Source organism: Janthinobacterium sp. 1_2014MBL_MicDiv (assembly GCF_001865675.1).
In the GTDB taxonomy this organism is placed as follows: Bacteria; Pseudomonadota; Gammaproteobacteria; order Burkholderiales; family Burkholderiaceae_D; genus Janthinobacterium.
The window spans coordinates 6,019,151-6,036,619 of the sequence record NZ_CP011319.1 but is presented as its reverse complement, the minus strand read 5'-3'; the positions used below and the strand labels follow the sequence as shown (position 1 = coordinate 6,036,619).

At 65.1% G+C, this 17,469-nt stretch carries 18 protein-coding genes; 9 read left to right on the top strand and 9 right to left on the bottom strand.

Features of this window, described 5'->3' with window-relative positions:
• The first annotated feature begins 6 nt into the window (after window positions 1-6).
• Window positions 7-930 carry an MBL fold metallo-hydrolase gene (locus tag YQ44_RS26200; RefSeq protein WP_071325871.1) on the top strand — a complete coding sequence of 308 codons (924 nt, stop codon included), beginning with the start codon at window positions 7-9 and terminating at the stop codon, window positions 928-930.
• 100 nt (window positions 931-1,030) lie between these two features.
• Window positions 1,031-1,984, top strand: coding sequence for an NAD(P)H-dependent flavin oxidoreductase (locus tag YQ44_RS26195; protein ID WP_071325870.1), 954 nt, complete (start codon window positions 1,031-1,033; stop codon window positions 1,982-1,984).
• 103 nt (window positions 1,985-2,087) lie between these two features.
• On the opposite strand, the gene YQ44_RS26190 is transcribed toward YQ44_RS26195, so the two are convergent.
• The 9 genes from YQ44_RS26190 to YQ44_RS26150 all read right to left on the bottom strand — a co-directional run bounded on the left by YQ44_RS26190 (window position 2,088) and on the right by YQ44_RS26150 (window position 11,551).
• The gene (locus YQ44_RS26190; RefSeq protein WP_071325869.1) at window positions 2,088-2,669 is read right to left on the bottom strand and encodes a hypoxanthine-guanine phosphoribosyltransferase; all 582 of its coding nucleotides are present in this window, start codon (window positions 2,667-2,669) and stop codon (window positions 2,088-2,090) included.
• 78 nt (window positions 2,670-2,747) lie between these two features.
• Entirely contained in the window at window positions 2,748-4,004 is a 1,257-nt protein-coding gene (locus YQ44_RS26185; protein WP_071325868.1) for a phenylacetate--CoA ligase family protein, read from the bottom strand.
• Window positions 4,001-4,360, bottom strand: a complete 360-nt coding sequence (locus YQ44_RS26180; protein ID WP_071325867.1) for an MmcQ/YjbR family DNA-binding protein — start codon at window positions 4,358-4,360, stop codon at window positions 4,001-4,003. Before YQ44_RS26180 ends, YQ44_RS26185 begins: the two co-directional genes overlap by 4 nt.
• Window positions 4,361-4,375: 15 nt before the next feature.
• Entirely contained in the window at window positions 4,376-5,221 is an 846-nt protein-coding gene (locus YQ44_RS26175; RefSeq protein WP_071325866.1) for an ABC transporter ATP-binding protein, read from the bottom strand.
• A gap of 126 nt (window positions 5,222-5,347) precedes the next feature.
• The gene (locus YQ44_RS26170; protein WP_071325865.1) at window positions 5,348-6,667 is read right to left on the bottom strand and encodes an ABC transporter substrate-binding protein; all 1,320 of its coding nucleotides are present in this window, start codon (window positions 6,665-6,667) and stop codon (window positions 5,348-5,350) included.
• Between the two features lie 64 nt (window positions 6,668-6,731).
• Window positions 6,732-7,790 (bottom strand): branched-chain amino acid ABC transporter permease, encoded by a 1,059-nt coding sequence (locus YQ44_RS26165; protein ID WP_071325864.1) that lies wholly within the window; start codon window positions 7,788-7,790, stop codon window positions 6,732-6,734.
• Window positions 7,791-7,873: 83 nt separating this feature from the next.
• Entirely contained in the window at window positions 7,874-8,770 is an 897-nt protein-coding gene (locus YQ44_RS26160; RefSeq protein ID WP_198044010.1) for a branched-chain amino acid ABC transporter permease, read from the bottom strand.
• Between the two features lie 19 nt (window positions 8,771-8,789).
• Entirely contained in the window at window positions 8,790-9,605 is an 816-nt protein-coding gene (locus YQ44_RS26155; protein ID WP_071326766.1) for an ABC transporter ATP-binding protein, read from the bottom strand.
• 14 nt (window positions 9,606-9,619) lie between these two features.
• Window positions 9,620-11,551 carry an AMP-binding protein gene (locus YQ44_RS26150; protein ID WP_071325862.1) on the bottom strand — a complete coding sequence of 644 codons (1,932 nt, stop codon included), beginning with the start codon at window positions 11,549-11,551 and terminating at the stop codon, window positions 9,620-9,622.
• Window positions 11,552-11,731: 180 nt separating this feature from the next.
• Here YQ44_RS26150 and YQ44_RS26145 point away from each other — a divergent pair, with 180 nt between their 5' ends.
• From YQ44_RS26145 to YQ44_RS26115, 7 genes are all read left to right on the top strand, one after another.
• Window positions 11,732-12,430 (top strand): Crp/Fnr family transcriptional regulator, encoded by a 699-nt coding sequence (locus YQ44_RS26145; RefSeq protein WP_071325861.1) that lies wholly within the window; start codon window positions 11,732-11,734, stop codon window positions 12,428-12,430.
• A complete protein-coding gene (locus YQ44_RS26140; protein WP_156894981.1) occupies window positions 12,417-13,109 on the top strand; it encodes a hypothetical protein in 693 nt (230 codons plus the stop codon). The genes YQ44_RS26145 and YQ44_RS26140 overlap by 14 nt, the downstream gene beginning before the upstream one ends.
• 92 nt (window positions 13,110-13,201) lie before the next feature.
• Window positions 13,202-15,013: an aminopeptidase P family protein gene (locus YQ44_RS26135; RefSeq protein ID WP_071325859.1), complete on the top strand. Its 1,812-nt coding sequence runs from the start codon at window positions 13,202-13,204 to the stop codon at window positions 15,011-15,013.
• Window positions 15,013-15,261 (top strand): hypothetical protein, encoded by a 249-nt coding sequence (locus YQ44_RS26130; RefSeq protein ID WP_071325858.1) that lies wholly within the window; start codon window positions 15,013-15,015, stop codon window positions 15,259-15,261. Before YQ44_RS26135 ends, YQ44_RS26130 begins: the two co-directional genes overlap by 1 nt.
• 1 nt (window position 15,262) lies before the next feature.
• The gene (locus tag YQ44_RS26125; protein WP_071325857.1) at window positions 15,263-16,003 is read left to right on the top strand and encodes an MgtC/SapB family protein; all 741 of its coding nucleotides are present in this window, start codon (window positions 15,263-15,265) and stop codon (window positions 16,001-16,003) included.
• Between the two features lie 17 nt (window positions 16,004-16,020).
• Window positions 16,021-16,608: a DUF924 family protein gene (locus tag YQ44_RS26120; protein ID WP_071325856.1), complete on the top strand. Its 588-nt coding sequence runs from the start codon at window positions 16,021-16,023 to the stop codon at window positions 16,606-16,608.
• Window positions 16,609-16,614: 6 nt separating this feature from the next.
• Window positions 16,615-17,469, top strand: a complete 855-nt coding sequence (locus YQ44_RS26115) for a Rossmann-like and DUF2520 domain-containing protein (protein ID WP_071325855.1) — start codon at window positions 16,615-16,617, stop codon at window positions 17,467-17,469.

Sequence of the window (17,469 nt, the reverse complement as noted above, 5' to 3'; positions counted from 1 at the left end):
ACGCCCATGCCGCGATCGCCAGCGCTGTTCCCCGATTCCATTCAGGTGTTCGAACGCGGCTGGCTGTCGTCGAATAACATCCTGCTGCAGGGGACGCACGACACGGCCCTGATCGACAGCGGCTATGTCACGCATGCGCCGCAAACCCTGGCCCTGCTGCGCCACAGCCTGGCCGGCCGGCCGCTGGAGCGCCTGTTCAACACCCATCTGCACTCCGACCATTGCGGCGGCAACGCGCTGCTGCAAGCCGAGTATGGCTGCCATACGGCCATTCCCGCGTCGGAAGCGGACAAGGTGCGCGCGTGGGATGTCGATGCCCTGAGCTTCCAGGCCACGGGCCAGCAATGCCCGCGCTTCGGCTTTGACGCCACCGTCTCGCCGGGCGACATATTCACCCTGGCCGACCTGCGCTGGCAGGCGCTGGGCGCGCCCGGCCATGACCCGCACTCATTGATCTTTTACTGCGCCCAGGAAGGCATCCTGATCTCCGCCGACGCGCTGTGGGAAAACGGTTTCGGCGTGATCTTCCCGGAGCTCGACGGCGGCTCCGGCTTTCCTGAAGCGCGCGCCACCCTGGACCTGATCGCCGGCCTGGACGTGCGCGTCGTCATCCCCGGCCACGGACGGCCATTCCAGGACGCCGCCGGCGCCCTGCAGCGCGCCTATTCGCGCCTTGACTACCTGGCGTCCGACCCCGTGCGCAATGCGCAGAATGCCGTCAAGGTCCTGCTGAAATTCCTGCTGCTGGAACGCCAGCGCATCGCCCTGGCCGAGATACCGGCCCTGTTGCGCGGCATGCCTATCTTCGAAGAGGCCAACCGGCGCTTCCTGCGCCAGGAAGCGGCCGCGCTGGCCGAATGGGCCGTATCGCAGTTGCTCAGGGCTGCAGCGGCACGCGTCGAGGGTGAGTACCTGCTTAACGACGGTTAGCGCGGTACCCGATTAAATTCAGCACGATCGTACTTTTTCTGAACTATAATCAACGTTCAGTGTGTCTCTCACGTCCGATCAACTTTCCAGCGAGTCCGCCATGGCACTGCCTGCAGCGTTGCAAAACCTCTCCTTACCCGTTATCGCGTCGCCGATGTTCATCGCCAGCGGCCCGGCCCTCGTCGCGGCGCAGTGCAAGGCCGGCATCGTCGGTTCCTTCCCGGCCCTGAACGCGCGTCCCGCCGAACTGCTCGACACCTGGCTCACGGAGCTGCAGGCCGAACTGGCCGCCTTCCAGGCCGCCAATCCGGATAAAAAGGTGGGACCGATCGCCGTCAACCAGATCGTGCACCAGTCGAACGACCGCCTCGCGCATGACGTGGAAGTCTGCGTCAAGCACCAGGTCCCCATCATCATTTCCTCGCTGCGCGCGCCGCCCAAGGAAATGCTCGACGCCATCCACAGCTATGGCGGCATCGTGCTGCATGACGTGATTTCGATCCGCCACGCGAAGAAGGCGCTGGAAGCGGGTGTCGATGGCCTGATCCTGGTGGCCAGCGGCGCCGGCGGCCATGCTGGCACCCTGTCGCCATTCGCGCTGGTGGGCGAAGTGCGCAAATTCTTCGACGGTCCGCTGGCGCTGTCCGGCTCCATCGCCACGGGCGACGCCGTGCTGGCCGCGCAGGCGATGGGCGCCGATTTCGCCTACATCGGTTCGCGCTGGCTGGCGACCAAGGAATCGAACGTCAGCGACAGCTACCGCGATGCCATCGTCGATTCCGCCGCAGCCGACATCGTCTACACGAACCTGTTTACGGGCGTGCACGGCAATTACCTGAAGAAATCGATAGAAGCTGCCGGACTCGATCCGGAAGCCTTGCCTGAAGCGGACAAGAGCGCGATGAATTTCGGTTCGGGCAGCGCCAAGGCCTGGCGCGATATCTGGGGCGCCGGCCAGGGCGTGGGCTTGATGGACGATGTGCCGACGGTGGCCGAGATGGTGGAGCGCCTGAAGGCGGAATACGCTGCGGCGCGCGCGCGCCTGAAGCTGTAACGTTGGTGAGGATGTCGGATGACGCGCTGCGCGCCAATCCGACCTACTCGAACCTGGTGGCGTAGGTCGGATTAGCGCAGCGTAATCCGACTACCATCATGAATCACTCCTGCTTCAAGTCCTCGGGCTTGATGGCCCACAGTCCCGGCAGGTTGCGCCAGTAGCCGTACGCATCCATGCCGAAGCCGACGACGAAGCGGTTCGGGATCACCAGGCCGACGATGTCCGCCTGCACGGGCTTTTTCTTGCCGATGGCCTTGTCGGCAAACACGGCCAGGATCACTTCCGAGGCGCCCATGTCCAGCAGGCGCTGCTTGACGTGCGCCAGGGTTTCGCCTTCATCGAGGATATCGTCGAGCACGATCACCGTGCGGCCCGCCACGTTCGAGCGGGGGATGACTTTCCACACCACTTCGCCACCCTTGTCGTCGTCGCCATAGCGGCTCACATGGATGTAGTCGAACTCGAGCGGAAAGCTCAGCTGCGGCAGCAGGTTGCCCGTAAACACGACGGCACCGCCCATCACGCCCAGCACCAGCGGGAATTCCTTGGAATCGTCGGCGTTGAAGCGCGTGTTGAGTACCTCGGCCATGCGCGTGATCGACGCCTGCACGGTATCTTGGTCGAACAGCAGTTCCGCGTTCTTGATCAGGTCGCGGGCACGGTTGTGATGAAATTCTTGCATGGACTCTTGCATGGCGATGAATGGGGCTGATGATGAATGCCGGTATTATCCCGCAAACGCCATCAGCGTGCCAGCGAACTAACTGTAATCGCGGATATCGTCGATGACCTTGCCATCTTGCGCCAGGCTGCCCAGCGCCACCAGCACGACGTCGCCGCGCAGCTTGGTCAGTTCGCGGATCGAGCCGATGATGGCTTCCACGCCGCTGGCGTCAAGCGGATCGGCGACTTCGCAATGCAAAGTCATCTCGTCGTTGGCCATGCGTCCCGACACCACCAGCCGCGCCTTCCTGATCTGCGGGTGGCGGCGCGCGATTTCGTGCACCTGCGACGGGTGCACGAACATGGCGCGCACCTTGGTGGTCTGGTCGGCGCGCCCCATCCAGCCCTTGATGCGCGTATTCGTGCGGCCGCACGGCGAGGCGGGGGCGTCCGTCAGCACGGCCGACAGGTCGCCCGTGGCGAAGCGGATCAGCGGGTAGTCGGCGTTGAAGACGGTGACCACCACTTCGCCCACTTCGCCGGGGGCGACGGGGATGCCGCTGCCCGGATGGACGATTTCCAGCAGTACGTTCTCGTCGATGACCATGCCCGGATTGAGCTTGCCGTTGCTGGCCGTTTCATAGGCGATGCTGCCGATATCGGCCGAGGCGTAGGTCTGGAACACGTGCGGCACGCCGTTGGCGGCGAACCAGCTGCGCAAGGATTCGGGCAGCGCTTCGGCGCCCATCACGGCATTCCTGACGCTGCTGATGTCGGCGCCCATCTCGCGCGCCTTCTCGATGATCAGTTTTAAAAACGACGGCGTGCCGATATACGTGTCGGGCTTGAGGTCCGCCATCGCCTGCACCTGCATTTCCGTCTGGCCGATGCCGGCCGGGATGACGGTGCAGCCGATGCGCGCGGCGCCCCCTTCGACCATGAAGGCGGCCGGCGTGAAATGGTAGGAAAAACAATTCTGCAGCAAGCCGCCGGCGCGCACGCCGGCCGCGTACATGGGCCGCGCGAAGCGCCACCAGTCGGGCCCCCGGCCTTCCGGATCGAAGATGGGGCCGGGCGAGACGAACACGCGCGACAGGGCGTTCTTGGGCGTCGTGTTCAGGCCGCCGAAGGGCAGCGCGCCGTGCTGCAGCTGCTTGAGGTCGGATTTGCGCGTGACGGGCAGCTGCGCCAGCGCGGCGCGGCTGGTGATGTCGGCTGCATTGACGCCGTCGAGAATGCGGGCCCAGCCCGGCGCCTTTTGCGCGCGCGCGATCAGCTGCGGCAGGCCGGCCATCAATTCGCGTTCGCGTGCTTCGGGGGCGCGTGCCTCCAGACTGTCGAGCGTATCGGTCATGTTGCGGATTCTCCAATGTCACGTTGCAGTTTTTTCGTCAGCCTGGCAAAAATCAGGCTGTAAGAGCGATGCAGCAGGGCGGCCATTTCGGCGTCGTCGAGCGCATCGGGGCTGGCGATATGCACCCATTTGGCCCGCGCCAGGTACGGCGCCGGGCGGATGCCGGGGCGGTCCGTCAATTCCAGGAAGCGTTCGGCATCGACCTTGAAGCTCATGCCGCGCGTGCTGTGCGCTTCCGCGCCGCACAGCGCGAACAGCCTGCCACCGACGGAAAACGCCAGCACGTTGCTCCATTTGATGTCTTCTGTCGCGCCGGGAAAGCCGCGGCAGACCCGCTTCGCCCGTTCCAGGTCCATGCCGTCCCTCCTGCGTCAGGCCAGCCAGCGCTTGCGGCGGCGGTAGAACTTCATGTCGCGGAAGCTCTTGCGCCCGGCGCTGGACACGCCCAGGTAAAACTCCTTGACGTCCTCGTTGCTGGCCAGTTCCTGCGCCTGGCCCTCCATCACGACGCGGCCGTTTTCCAGGATGTAGCCGAAGTCGGCGTAGCGCAGGGCCACGTTGGTGTTTTGCTCGGCCAGCAGGAAGGAGACGTTTTCCTTGTGGTTCAGGTCCTTGACGATGCCGAAGATCTCTTCGACGATCTGCGGCGCGATGCCCATCGATGGCTCGTCGAGCAAAATCATCGACGGCTTGGCCATCAGCGCGCGGCCGATGGCGCACATCTGCTGTTCGCCGCCCGAGGTATAGCCGGCCTGGCTGCTGCGGCGGGTTTTCAGGCGCGGGAAGTAGTGGTAGACCTTTTCCAGCGCGTCCTTCAGCTCGCCGCGCGACAGGCTGCGCGTGTAGGCGCCCGTCAGCAGGTTTTCCTCGATCGTCAGGTGGCCGAAACAGTGGCGCCCTTCCATCACCTGCGACAGGCCGCGCTTGACCAGTTCGTTCGGCGTCAGCTGGTCCACGCGCTCGCCCTTGAACTGGACTTCGCCCTTGGTGACGTCGCCGCGCTCGCCGCGCAGCAGGGTCGAGATGGTTTTCAGGGTGGTCGACTTGCCGGCGCCGTTCGCGCCCAGGAGCGCGACGATCTTGCCTTGCGGCACTTGCAACGACACGCCCTTCAAGACGAGGATCACGTGGTCGTAGATGACTTCGATATTGTTGACCGACAGGTAGGGCGGCGGCGCGTCCGCCTTGACCGGGGCTTGCGTGGCAGTGGGTATCATGGCTGCTTCGTTTTCATAGGGTGTTGGCTTGTCGGATTACGGCCTGCGGCCTGATCCGACCTACGATGTATCTCGGTAGGTCGGATGAGCGCCCTGCGCGCAATCCGACACCACCCCGCAAGCCGCTTACTTCATGCAAGCGGGCGTGATCTTCTTCTCTTCCGCATACTTGGCCGACGATTCCTCGACCAGCTTGCGCACCAGGGCCTTGTCGCCGACGATCCATTTCGGCGTGATGGCGGTCCACTTCTTGCCATCCCACTGCTGCACCTTCACGGCGCCCGAGCCTTCATGGTCGTCGCAGCTGGTTTTCACGGTGGGGAACATGCCCAGCGCGCCGACGGCCTTCTGGCGCGCATCGTCGACGTTCAGGTTTTCCAGGCCCCAGCGCATCTGTTCGCCCGTGATGGGCTTGCCCTTGCCGAATTTTTCCTGCGCCACGCGGATCGCTTCCACCCACAGGATGCCGGCCGTCACGCCGCGCATGTGGTAGACGGAGCCGATGCGCGCCTGGTCGGCCAGGTTGCCCTTGCCGCTGGCGTACAGCTTCTTGCGGATATCGTCGAGCACGGGGTAGTTGCCCGGCGTATTGAAGCTCATCGCCGTGTAGCCCTTGGCCGCGTCGCCCGATGGAATCGTGTCTTCCTCGGAACCGGCCCACCACACGCCCAGCATCTTGTCGCGCGGGAAGCCGTTGCGCTGCGCCGTCTTGATGGCGACGGAATTCATCACGCCCCAGCCCCACAGGATCACGTGGTCAGGCTTGGCCTGGCGAATCTGCAGCCATTGCGATTGCTGTTCGCTGCCCGGCGGCGCGACGGGAATCTTGATCAGCTCGAAGCCATACTGCTTGGACAGCGCTTCCAGCACGGGCAGCGGTTCCTTGCCGAAGGCCGAATCGTGGTACAGGTGGACGATCTTCTTGCCTTTCAGCTTGTCCATGCCGCCATCCTTGTCGCCCAGATACTTGATCATGGCGGCCGCCTGGCTCCAGTAGCTCGAGATCAGCGGATACACGTAGGGGAAGACCTTGCCGTTGGCGGCGTCCGAGCGGCCGTAGCCGATCATGGTCATGGGGATCTTGTCCTGCGCCACGCGGTCCAGAATGCCGTAGGCGACGCCGGTGGACAGGGTTTCCACCAGGGTCGCGCCGCCCTGCTTGGTTTTCAGGCGTTCATAGCACTCGACGCCGCGCGAGGGGTTGTATTCGGTCTCGCATTCTTCCCAGCTGATCTTGACGCCATTCACGCCACCGGCCTGGTTGACCAGGTTGAAGTAGTCGATGATGCCGCCATAGAAGCCCGAACCGCCGGCCGCGTACGGACCCACGCGGTACGAAGGCAGGGCGATGTACTGTTCCTTCGCCTGTGCCTGGGCGCTGCCGGCGATGGTGAGTGCGGCACTGGCGATGGCGGTGGCCAGCATGAGCGATTTGATGTGTTTCATTGTGTCTCCTCTTGTTTTATTTGGTATTCAAGTGAACCGACATCGGACTGCAAGGTACAAATTTCTAGTGCGGGAAAGGCCACAGGCGCAGTTTTTCCTTGGCTATCTGCCACAGCCTGGCCAGGCCATGCGGCTCGACGATCAGGAAGAAGATGATCAGCGCGCCGAACACCATCAGTTCCAGGTTCGAGGCCACGCTGGTGGGCAGGGAAAGGCCGTGGGCGACGATGTTCAGGAACACGGGCAGCAGCACGATGAAGGCCGCGCCGAGGAAGGAGCCGAGGATGGAGCCGACGCCGCCGATGATGATCATGAACAGGATGCGGAAGGACAGGTCCAGGTTGTACGCTTCCGGCTCCACCGTGCCCAGGTAGGCATACGCATACAGGGCGCCGGCCACGCCGCAATAGAAGGAGCTGACGGCAAACGCCAGCAGCTTGGTGCGCATCAGGCGGAAACCGATCACCTCGGCCGCCATGTCCATGTCGCGCACGGCCATCCACGAGCGTCCCACGTTCGAGCGGATCATGTTCTTGGCCAGCAGGGCCATGACGGCGACGATGGCCAGCACCAGGATGTATTTGCTCTGCGGCGTGTCGAACTGGTAGCCGAGGATGGTCATTTTCTGCACCGTGATCACGCCCGACGAGCTGTAGTTCGTCAGGTAGGGGATCTTGGTCAGGCACCAGACGACGAAGAACTGCGTCGCCAGCGTCGAAGCGGCCAGGTAAAAGCCGCGGATGCGCAGCGAGGGCAGGCCGAAGGCGATGCCGACCATGGCCGCGCACAGGCCGCCCAGGATGAACGACACCAGCAGCGGCAGTCCCGGCAGGCGCGCCATGAAGTTGTACGAGGCGAAGGCGCCGACGGCCATGAAGGCGGCCGTGCCCAGCGACAGCTGGCCCGCGTAGCCGGTCAGGATGTTCAGGCCCAGCGCGGCCAGGGCGAAGATCAGGAAGGGGATCATGATCGCCGACAGGATGTAGGGCGTGGCGAAATACGGCAGGAGGAAGACGGCGGCGAGCAGCGTGGCCGTCAGTGCCAGGCGGTCTTGCCGGATCGGGAAGATCTGGTTGTCGGCCTGGTAGCTGGTCTTGAATTGTCCTGCTTCACGGTAAATCATGGCGTGTCCTTTGCTGGCTGTTTTGGCTGTTGTCGGGTTACGCGCCATGCGCTAACCCGACCTACGATGCTGTTACGGTGGCGTTATATTCGCCGGATGATTTTCTCGCCGAACAGCCCTTCCGGACGCACCAGCAGGAACAGCAGGGCCAGCACATACGGGAACCAGCCTTCGATGCCGCCGCCGACCATGGGGCCGATGTAGACTTCGGCCAGCTTTTCCGAGGCGCCGATGATCAGGCCGCCGACGATGGCGCCCGGCACCGAGGTAAAGCCGCCGAGGATCAGCACCGGCAGCGCCTTCAGGGCGACGAAGGTGAGGGCGAACTGCACGCCGTTGCGGGCGCCCCACAGCAAGCCTGCCACCAGGGCCACCAGGCCCGCCACGCCCCAGACGACGGCCCAGATGCGCTGCAGCGGGATGCCCACGGCCAGCGCCGCCTGGTGGTCGTCGGCGACGGCGCGCAGGGCGCGGCCCACCTTGGTCTTCGAAAACAGCAGGGCCAGGCAAATGACCAGCAGCGCGCAGACGGCGGCCGCCACCATGTCGAACTGCGAGATGTTGATGTCGAAGTGGTCCATCAGGAACTGCATCGGCACGTCCTCGATCGGCAGGTCCAGCTTGTGCACCTGCGAGCCCCACATCAGCTGCGCCAGGCCTTCGATGAAGAAGGTCAGGCCGATGGTGGCCATGAACAGCGTGATTTCGGGCTGGTTGACGAGCGGGCGCAGGACCACCCGTTCGATCGCCATGCCCAGCGCTATCATGGTCACCATCGTCAGCGGGATGGCCAGCCACAGCGACAGGCCGAACTTGTCCATGATGCCGACGCAGGTGAGGGCGGCAAAGAACACCATCGCGCCCTGCGCGAAGTTGAACACGCCCGAGGCCTTGTAGATCAGGACGAAGCCGATCGCCACCAGTGCGTACATGACGCCCGACAGCAGGCCGCCGATCAGCACTTCAAAGAAAAAATTGATATTCATGGCTATTCCTCGTCTAGTGCGCCACGCCGAGATAGGCGTTGATGACATCCTGGTTGCTGCGCACCTCGTCGGGCGTGCCGTCGCCGATCTTCTTGCCGTAGTCGAGCACCACCACGCGGTCGGAGATATCCATCACCACGCCCATGTCGTGCTCGATCAGCACGATGGTCGTGCCCAGCTGGTCGTTGACGTCGAGGATGAAGCGGCACATGTCCTGTTTTTCTTCCACGTTCATGCCGGCCATCGGTTCATCGAGCAGCAGGATTTCCGGCTCGGCCACCAGCGCGCGGCCCAGTTCCACGCGCTTTTGCAGGCCGTACGGCAATCGTCCCACGGGCGTCTTGCGGATTGCCTGGATTTCCAGGAAGTCGATGATTTCCTCGGCCTTCTTGCGGTGCTCGATTTCCTCGCGCCGCGCCGGTCCCCAGTACAGGGCCTGCAGCAGGAAGTTCGACTTCATCTTCAGGTTACGTCCCGTCATGATGTTGTCGAGCACCGTCATGCCCTTGAACAGGGCGATGTTCTGGAAGGTGCGCGCGATGCCGGACTTGGCGGCCTGGTAGCAATCCATGCCGCGCCGGTGTTCGCCGCGGTAGATGATCTCGCCCTGCTGCGGGCGGTACACGCCGTTGATCACGTTGAGCATCGAGCTTTTGCCGGCGCCGTTCGGGCCGATGATGGCGCGGATTTCATGCTGCCTGACGTCGAAGGAAATATCGGTCAGCGCCTTCACGCCGCCGAACGACAGCGAGATATTCTTCAGGTCCAGGATCACGGGGCCGGTCTTGCGGGCCGTGCCGAAATGGACATCGGGTTCGTTCATTTGCATCGTGCTGTGCTCCATCATGCGGCCGCGCCCAGGGCCGGATACGTTTTGCTGTCCCAGATCTGCAGGTCGGCGCTGGTCGAACCGGTGCGGCCATCCTCGAATTTCACCTGGGTCTCGATGTATTGCGTCGCCTTGCCCTCATACAGGGCAGAGATCAGCACCGCGTACTTTTCGGCGATGAATTTGCGGCGCACCTTGCGCGTGCGGGTCAGTTCGTCGTCGTCCGGATCGAGTTCCTTGTGCAGCACCAGGAAGCGGTGCACCTGGGTGCGGTCCATCAGCGGGTCGGCCGCCAGTTCGGCGTTGACTTGCTCGATGCAGTCGCGGATCAGGCCATACGTCTCGGCGCGGGCCGCCAGGTCGGTGTAGCCGGAATAGGCGATGCCGCGCCGCTCGGACCAGTTGCCGACCGCTTCGATGTCGATGTTGATGAAGGCGCAGACCTGGTCGCGCGCATGGCCGAAGGCCACCACTTCCTTGATGAAGGGGAAGAACTTGAGCTTGTTTTCGATGTAGTTCGGCGCGAAGATGGCGCCGCAGTTCATCTTGCCCACGTCGGCCGCGCGGTCGATGATTTTCAGGTGACCTTCGCTGTCGAAGACGCCCGCGTCGCCCGTGTGGAAATAGCCGTCCGCGTCGATCACTTCGCTCGTCGCGTCGGGGCGCTTGAAGTAGCCGCTCATGGTCGCCTGCGACTTGACCAGCACTTCGCCGTTGTGCGCCAGTTTCACTTCCACGCCCGGCGCCGGCAGGCCGACGCTGTCGAACCTGATATTGCCGTCCGGTTGCAAGCATACATAGGCGCAGGTTTCGGTGGAACCGTACAATTGCTTGAGGTTGACGCCGATCGAGCGGTAGAAGCGGAACAGGTCGGGGCCGATGGCGGCGCCGGCCGTGTAGGCGACGCGCACGCGCGTCAGTCCCAGCACGTTTTTCAGGGGGCCGTAGACGAGGATGTCGCCCAGTTGATAGCTGAGGCGGTCGGCCAGGGAGACTGGCTTGCCATCCAAAATCTGCGCGCCGCAGCGCTTGGCCACGTCCATGAAGTGGCTGAACATGCGGCGCTTGATGGCGCTCGCATCCTCCATGCGTATCATCACGCTGGTGAGCATGTTCTCGAACACGCGCGGCGGCGCGAAATAGCAGGTGGGGCCGATTTCGCGCATGTCGATCATCACCGTGTCGCCCGATTCGGGGCAATTGACGGTGAAGCCTGCCACCATGGCCTGCGCCAGCGAGAACAGGCAGTCGCCGACCCAGGCCATGGGCAGGTAGGACAGGATGTCTTCGTTGTCGGTGAGCTGGTCGAAGGCCACGCCGCCTTCGCCGGCGGCCAGCAGCGCCGTGTGGCTCTGGCATACGCCCTTGGGTTTGCCCGTGGTGCCCGAGGTGTACAGGATGACGGCCGAGTCGCTGCCACGGCCTGCCTCCACGGATGCCTCGTAAAAGCCCGGATGTTCGCGGTCGTAGACCCGCCCCAGCGCCTGCAGGCCGGCAAAGGAAATGAGTTCGGGCTGGCGGTAGTGGCGCATGCCCCGTTCATCGTCGTAGGCGATGTGGGCGACGTGCGGATACAGTGCCTGGAGTTCGAGCAGCTTGTCGACCTGCTCCTGGTCTTCGACGATGGCGTAGCGGATTTCCGCATCCTGCAGCACGTAGGCCATGTCGGCGGCCGGCGCGTCCTGATACAGTGGCACCGGTACGCCGCCCAGGCTCTGCGCGGCCAGCATGGCCCAGTAGAGGCGGGGACGGTTGTCGCCGATGATGGCCAGGTTCATGCCGCGCTGGAAACCGATGGCGGCCAGGCCGCAGGCCAGTGCGCGCACCTCGTCGTTGACTTCCAGCCAGGTCCAGGTTTGCCAGATGCCCAGGTGTTTTTCGCGAAATGCGGGCTTGTCGGATCGTACCGTCCCGTGTTGCAATAAGCGCCGCGGAAAAGTTGGCATTGTTGCTGTGGTATGCGTTTGCACCAGTGTCTCCCTGTTGCTTGTCTCAGGCCCCACCTCGTTGGATGGCGCTCTGTGTTTTTTATGTGTAAGGCGTTTGTGCAATGATAGTAGCTTGCGTTAGTTTGCCAAGTTGTCTTTTCGGGGACATTTACCCACTTTTCGATGGTGCATCGCACAATGACCAATCCTGATATCAGCCTCAAGGATGCCGTGCGCGCGGCCAACTGGGCGCAGCTGCTCGATTCCGTGCAAATGGCCCGGGTCGAGGCGGATGTGTTTGAAACCTTCGTGCCGAAAGGCGGCTTTGTGTGCCGCAAGGGCGAACCGGTGGACAACTGGATCGGCGTCATCAGCGGCATGGTCAAGATGAATAATTTTTCCGCTTCCGGCAAGGCCATGACCTTCATCGGCGTGCCGCCCGGCAGCTGGTTCGGCGAAGGTTCGCTGCTGAAAAACGAGATCCGCAAATACGACACCATGGCCCTGCGCGACACGCGCGTGGCGCGCCTGCCCGGCGCCACCTTCCACTGGCTGCTGGAAACGAGCCTGCCATTTACGCGCTTCCTGCTGATGCAGCTGAACGAGCGCCTGGGACAGTTCATCGGCATGGTGGAAAACGAGCGCCTGCTCGACCTGAACACGCGCGTGGCGCGCTGCCTGGCGTCGATGTTCAATTCGCACCTGTACCCGGGCGTGGAGACGCTGGTGCAGCTGTCGCAGGAAGAGATCGGCCTGTTGTCCGGCTCCTCGCGCCAGCGCGCCAACCAGGCCTTGCAGGTGCTGGAAAAGAAAGGCTTGTTGCGCCTCGATTACGGCGGCATCCGCGTGCTGGACCTGGAAGGCTTGCGCCGCTACGAGGCCGATGATGGAGAGTGATGTGTCGATGGACGAAATGAAGCGCCTGACCGAGCAGCACTACCAGTCGTTCCTGCAGGCGCGCCTGGCCGGCGCCAAGGCGCTGGCGCGGCTGGACGCGGCCATGCAGGCGCGCCACGCCCTGCTGCCGATGCCGCTGACCCTGCGCGAACTGGCCTTGCTGCCGCAGCTGTGCGATGCCTCGCTGCTGGCGCTGGCCCGCTCGCCGCATTGCGGGCACTGGAGCCGCGACGACATCGGCGACACGGATCCCGCGCAAGTGCTGGCCGAAGACGTCGCGTATGCGGAGTTTTCGCGCGCCATCCTGGAGGAAGCGGCGCGGCACCTCGACGCCATCCATGCCGGCCAGCTGCCATATGTCGCCGACGCGGCCTTTGCCACGGCCGATTCCGGTGTGCTGGCGCGCGCCGCGCGGGTGGCGTCCTACCGCGATGAGGGCTGGTTTGCGCCTGTCATCGCCACCTTGCTGCCGCAGGCGTGCGTGGCGCCTGGCACGGCCAGGAGCGCGCCATCGCAGTCGCTGGCCATGGCCCTGGGCCATGGCGTGGAAACCATCCCCACGCCGGCAAGCGTGGAAGCCCTGCGCACGGCGCTGGCGCAGGTGCGTCACGCGGGCATACGCAAAAAACTTGAGCGCAATCTGAAGCCGGCGGAAAAAGCCCTGGCCAGGCGCGCATAGCCAGGGCCGGGACGGCGCTCGCCATGCGCAGTGTCTTACCCGGACTAATCGGGGTATCATAGGCGCTTCCCAGCACCGCTCTTTTCGTCCCCATGCAGACACCTGACCAAGCCACTCCCGCCTCCCGTTTGTCGCAACTGCGCGGCGCCATGCGCGCGCAGAACATCGACGCCTGCATCGTGCCGTCGGCCGACCCGCATTTGTCCGAGTACCTGCCGGCCCGCTGGCAGGGCCGCGAGTGGCTGTCGGGCTTTACGGGGTCCGTCGGCACCCTGGTCGTCACGCAGGAGTTTGCCGGCGTGTGGACCGATGGCCGCTATTGGGAGCAGGCGGAGACGGAACTGGCCGGCAGCGGCATCGTCCTGAAGAAAATCCCGTCCGGCGCCAGCGTGCTGTATATCGACTGGCTGGGCGAGACCATGCTGCCGGGGCAGACGGTGGCCGTCGATGGCGCCGTGCTGGGCCTGGCCAATGCGCGCCTGCTGCAACAGGCGCTGGGCGCGCGCGTGATCCTGCGCACCGATATCGACCTGCTGCAAGCCGTGTGGCCGGGTCGTCCGGCCATGCCCACCGCGCCCGTGTATGAACATGCGGCGGCCTATCCATCGCTGTCGCGCACGGAAAAACTGGCGGCCCTGCGCGCCAGCATGGCCGCGCACGGCGCCAGCCATCATGTGATTTCCACACTGGACGATATCGCCTACCTGTTCAACCTGCGCGGCGCCGACGTCAACTACAACCCCGTCTTCCTCGCCCACGCGCTGGTGGGGCCGGAACGCGCCACCCTGTTCGTCGCCGACGGCAAGCTGCCGGCGGCCCTGCGCGCCAGCCTGGAAGCGCAGGGCGTGGACGTGGCCGCGTATGAGCGCGCGGGAGCCGCGCTGGCCGCCTTGCCCGCCAGCGCCACCCTGCTGCTCGACCCGCGCCGCATCACGTTCGGCACGCGCCAGGCCGTGCCAGAGCCGGTGCGCGTGGTGGAAGCCATCAATCCCACCACGTTTGCCAAGTCGCGCAAGACGGACGCCGAGGCAGCCCACGTGCGCGCCGCCATGGAGCACGATGGCGCCGCCCTGTGCGAGTTTTTCAGCTGGCTCGATGCCACCCTGGCCGATCCGCAGCGCGCGCCATTGACGGAAATCGGCGTCGACGAGCACCTGACGGCCGCCCGCGCGCGCCGCGCGCATTTCGTCAGCCCCAGTTTCGGCACCATCGCCGGCTTCAATGCGCATGGCGCCATCATGCATTACCACGCCCATGCGGATTCGGCCGCCACCATCGAGGGTGACGGCTTGCTGCTGATCGACTCGGGCGGTCAGTACCTGGGCGGCACCACGGATATCACGCGCGTGGTCCCCGTCGGCAGCATCACGGCAGAGCACAAGCGCGATTTCACGCTGGTCTTGCGCAGCATGATCGCCCTGTCGCGCGCGCAGTTCCCGCGCGGCGTGAAGTCGCCGATGCTCGACGCCATCGCCCGCGCGCCGCTGTGGGCAGAGGGTATCGACTTCGGCCACGGCACGGGCCATGGCGTGGGCTTCTTCCTCAACGTGCACGAGGGGCCGCAATCGATTTCCCAGTCCGCCATGCCGGAGCCGCAGACGGCCATGGAGCCGGGCATGATCACCTCCGTCGAGCCGGGCATCTACCGTCCCGGCCAATGGGGCATCCGCATCGAGAACCTGGTGCTCAACGTAGCCGCGGGGACGACGCCGTTCGGCGAATTCCTGCGCTTCGAAACATTGACCCTGTGCCCGATCGACACGCGCTGCGTGGAACGTGCGCTGCTGCGCGACGACGAGGCGGCCTGGCTGAACGACTACCACGCCACCGTGCGCGCGCGCCTGTCGCCGCTGTTGTCCGGTGACGCGCTGGCGTGGCTGGAACAGCGCACGGGAGCCATCTGATGCGCTCGACCCGTGCCACCTCCGCCATCGAGCGGCTCAAGGAACGCAGCGGCAACCGCCTGTACACGATGGCGCGCACCGGCGACGAACTGTTCTTCCTCACGGAGGGCCCCGGCTTGCCGCCTCTGTGCCCGCCGCTGGAACTCGACGCCTTTGTCGCCTTCGTCAATGGCCTGGGGCCGCAAAAGGCGCGCCGCGTCAGCAAGCTCGATGTGGCGTTTGAAAAGCAGCTGACAAAAAAACCTTAGCATGCCAACCATCGACTTCCTGCGTGCCTACTGGTCGCCGGCCGAGCTGGCGACGAATGGCGTGATCCTGCTGAACATGCTGGGCGCGCTGCTGCTGGGCTTGCTGGTGGGCTACGAGCGCTCGTATCACGGCCGCGCGGCCGGCATGCGCACTTACAGCCTCGTCTGCATGGCCTCGGCAGCGCTGACGGTGCTGGGCGGCTACCCCGAGTTCTGGTACGGCGGCCATGGCGCCATCGTCGGCAGCGATCCGACGCGCGTCATCCAGGGCATCGTCACGGGCGTGGGTTTCCTCGGCGCCGGCGTCATCATGCGCGAGGGCTTCAACATCAGCGGCCTGACGACGGCCGCCTCGATCTGGGCCTCGTCCGTGATCGGCATCATGGTCGGCATCGGCTTTTATCTGTCGGCCATGGGGCTGGCCTTCCTGTGCGCGATGGCGATGATTTTCCTGTCGAAACTGGAAAACTGGCTGCCGTCGCGCCACGCCGTGGCCATCACCATGCGCTTCAAGCGCGACTTCATTCCGCGCGAGGATGCGCTGCGGCGCATGGCCGCCAAGCGCGGTTACGATATCGCCGGCGGCTCGCTGACCATCGGCAGCACCGACGGCATGCAGGAGTGGCGCTTCGTCGCCATCGCGCATGGCAAGAACACGGGCGCCAGCCTGTCCGCCATGTCGGCCGAACTGGCCGCTTTCGAGGGCATCGCCGGCTTCCAGCTGTCGCATGCCCGCAACTAGGTTGCACGTTGACAAGGATGAGCATGGATACGCAGGCGCAGGCAGTACTCGATTTCTGGTTTTTGCCACCGGACGAGCCCGGCTACGGCCAGGCGCGCGCGGCATGGTTCCGCAAGGATGACGGCTTCGATGCGCAGATACGCGACCGCTTCGGCGCGCTGATCGATGCCGCCATCGATGGCGGCCTGCGCGACTGGGAAGCGACGCCGCACGGCGCGCTGGCGCGCCTCATCGTGCTCGACCAGTTGACGCGCAATGTCTACCGCGGCACGCCGCGCGCGTTTGCCGGCGACCCCCAGGCGCTGGCGCTGGCCGTGTCGATGACGGAGCAGGGGCTTGACCGGCAACTGGCGCCGATGCTGCGCGCCTTTGTGTATCTGCCGTTCGAGCATGCGGAAGACCTGGCCATGCAGGCGCGCGCCGTCGAACTATTCCAGCTGCTGTCGCAGGCGCAGCCGGGTTTTGACGGCATGCTCGATTATGCCGCGCGCCACCAGGAGGTGATCGCCCGCTTTGGCCGCTTCCCGCACCGTAACGCCATCCTCGGGCGCGCGTCCACGCCGCCAGAGGTGACATTCCTGCGCCAGCCCGGTTCCAGCTTCTAGGCAGCCATGAACGTGACCCTCAATATCATCGGCGCCGGCCACGTGGGCCGCGTGCTGGGCCGCCTGTTCGCCGGCGTGGACGGCACGCATGGCGGAAACATCCTGGTGCAGGACGTGCTGACGCGCTCGATGGCGTCGGCGCAAGCGGCCGTCGATTTCATCGGCGCCGGCACGCCCGTCGACCGCTATGCGGCCTTGCGGCATGCCGATGTCACGCTGCTGGCTGTCTCCGACGACCAGATCGGCGCGGCCTGCGCGGCGCTGGTGGCCGAGGGACGCCAGGCGGGCGCCATCGTGTTTCACTGCAGCGGCGCGCTGGCCTCGAACGTGCTGCTGGCGGCCACGCAGGCCGGTGCATCGGTGGCCAGCGCCCACCCGATCCGCAGCTTTGCCGACCCGCAACAGGTGGCCGCCACGTTTGACGGCACATTCTGTGGCGTGGAGGGCGATGCGCTGGCGCTAGCCTTCCTGACGCCAGCCCTGATCGCCATCGGCGCGCGTCCCGTGCCCATCGATCCGGCCGCCAAGACCCTGTACCACGCCGCCGCCGTGTTTGCCAGCAATTACCTGGTGACGGTGCTCGATGCCGCCCTGCGCGCCTACCAGGCGGCCGGCATCCCCGAAGCCGTGGCGCGCGAACTGGCGCAGCCCCTGGTGACGGAAGCGGTGGCGAATGTGTTCCGCCTGGGCGCGGCGCCCGCGCTCAGCGGCCCCATCGCGCGCGGCGACCTGGCGACCGTGGCGCGCCAGCAGCAGGCGGTGCAGCAATGGGATGCCGCCACGGGCGAGTTGTACCGGTCTCTGGTGGCGCCCACGCAGGCGCTGGCCCGGCGCAAGCGCGCGCAGTCAATCGGCGAGTGA

Excerpts from the sequence above, each read along its gene's own strand:
- YQ44_RS26200 (WP_071325871.1), top strand. The coding sequence starts at position 7 with ATGCCGCGATCGCCAGCGCTGTTCCCCGATTCCATTCAGGTGTTCGAA.
- YQ44_RS26195 (WP_071325870.1), top strand. The coding sequence starts at position 1,031 with ATGGCACTGCCTGCAGCGTTGCAAAACCTCTCCTTACCCGTTATCGCG.
- YQ44_RS26190 (WP_071325869.1), bottom strand. The coding sequence starts at position 2,669 with ATGCAAGAATTTCATCACAACCGTGCCCGCGACCTGATCAAGAACGCG.
- YQ44_RS26185 (WP_071325868.1), bottom strand. The coding sequence starts at position 4,004 with ATGACCGATACGCTCGACAGTCTGGAGGCACGCGCCCCCGAAGCACGC.
- YQ44_RS26180 (WP_071325867.1), bottom strand. The coding sequence starts at position 4,360 with ATGGACCTGGAACGGGCGAAGCGGGTCTGCCGCGGCTTTCCCGGCGCG.
- YQ44_RS26175 (WP_071325866.1), bottom strand. The coding sequence starts at position 5,221 with ATGATACCCACTGCCACGCAAGCCCCGGTCAAGGCGGACGCGCCGCCG.
- YQ44_RS26170 (WP_071325865.1), bottom strand. The coding sequence starts at position 6,667 with ATGAAACACATCAAATCGCTCATGCTGGCCACCGCCATCGCCAGTGCC.
- YQ44_RS26165 (WP_071325864.1), bottom strand. The coding sequence starts at position 7,790 with ATGATTTACCGTGAAGCAGGACAATTCAAGACCAGCTACCAGGCCGAC.
- YQ44_RS26155 (WP_071326766.1), bottom strand. The coding sequence starts at position 9,605 with ATGCAAATGAACGAACCCGATGTCCATTTCGGCACGGCCCGCAAGACC.
- YQ44_RS26150 (WP_071325862.1), bottom strand. The coding sequence starts at position 11,551 with ATGCCAACTTTTCCGCGGCGCTTATTGCAACACGGGACGGTACGATCC.
- YQ44_RS26145 (WP_071325861.1), top strand. The coding sequence starts at position 11,732 with ATGACCAATCCTGATATCAGCCTCAAGGATGCCGTGCGCGCGGCCAAC.
- YQ44_RS26140 (WP_156894981.1), top strand. The coding sequence starts at position 12,417 with ATGATGGAGAGTGATGTGTCGATGGACGAAATGAAGCGCCTGACCGAG.
- YQ44_RS26135 (WP_071325859.1), top strand. The coding sequence starts at position 13,202 with ATGCAGACACCTGACCAAGCCACTCCCGCCTCCCGTTTGTCGCAACTG.
- YQ44_RS26130 (WP_071325858.1), top strand. The coding sequence starts at position 15,013 with ATGCGCTCGACCCGTGCCACCTCCGCCATCGAGCGGCTCAAGGAACGC.
- YQ44_RS26125 (WP_071325857.1), top strand. The coding sequence starts at position 15,263 with ATGCCAACCATCGACTTCCTGCGTGCCTACTGGTCGCCGGCCGAGCTG.
- YQ44_RS26120 (WP_071325856.1), top strand. The coding sequence starts at position 16,021 with ATGAGCATGGATACGCAGGCGCAGGCAGTACTCGATTTCTGGTTTTTG.
- YQ44_RS26115 (WP_071325855.1), top strand. The coding sequence starts at position 16,615 with ATGAACGTGACCCTCAATATCATCGGCGCCGGCCACGTGGGCCGCGTG.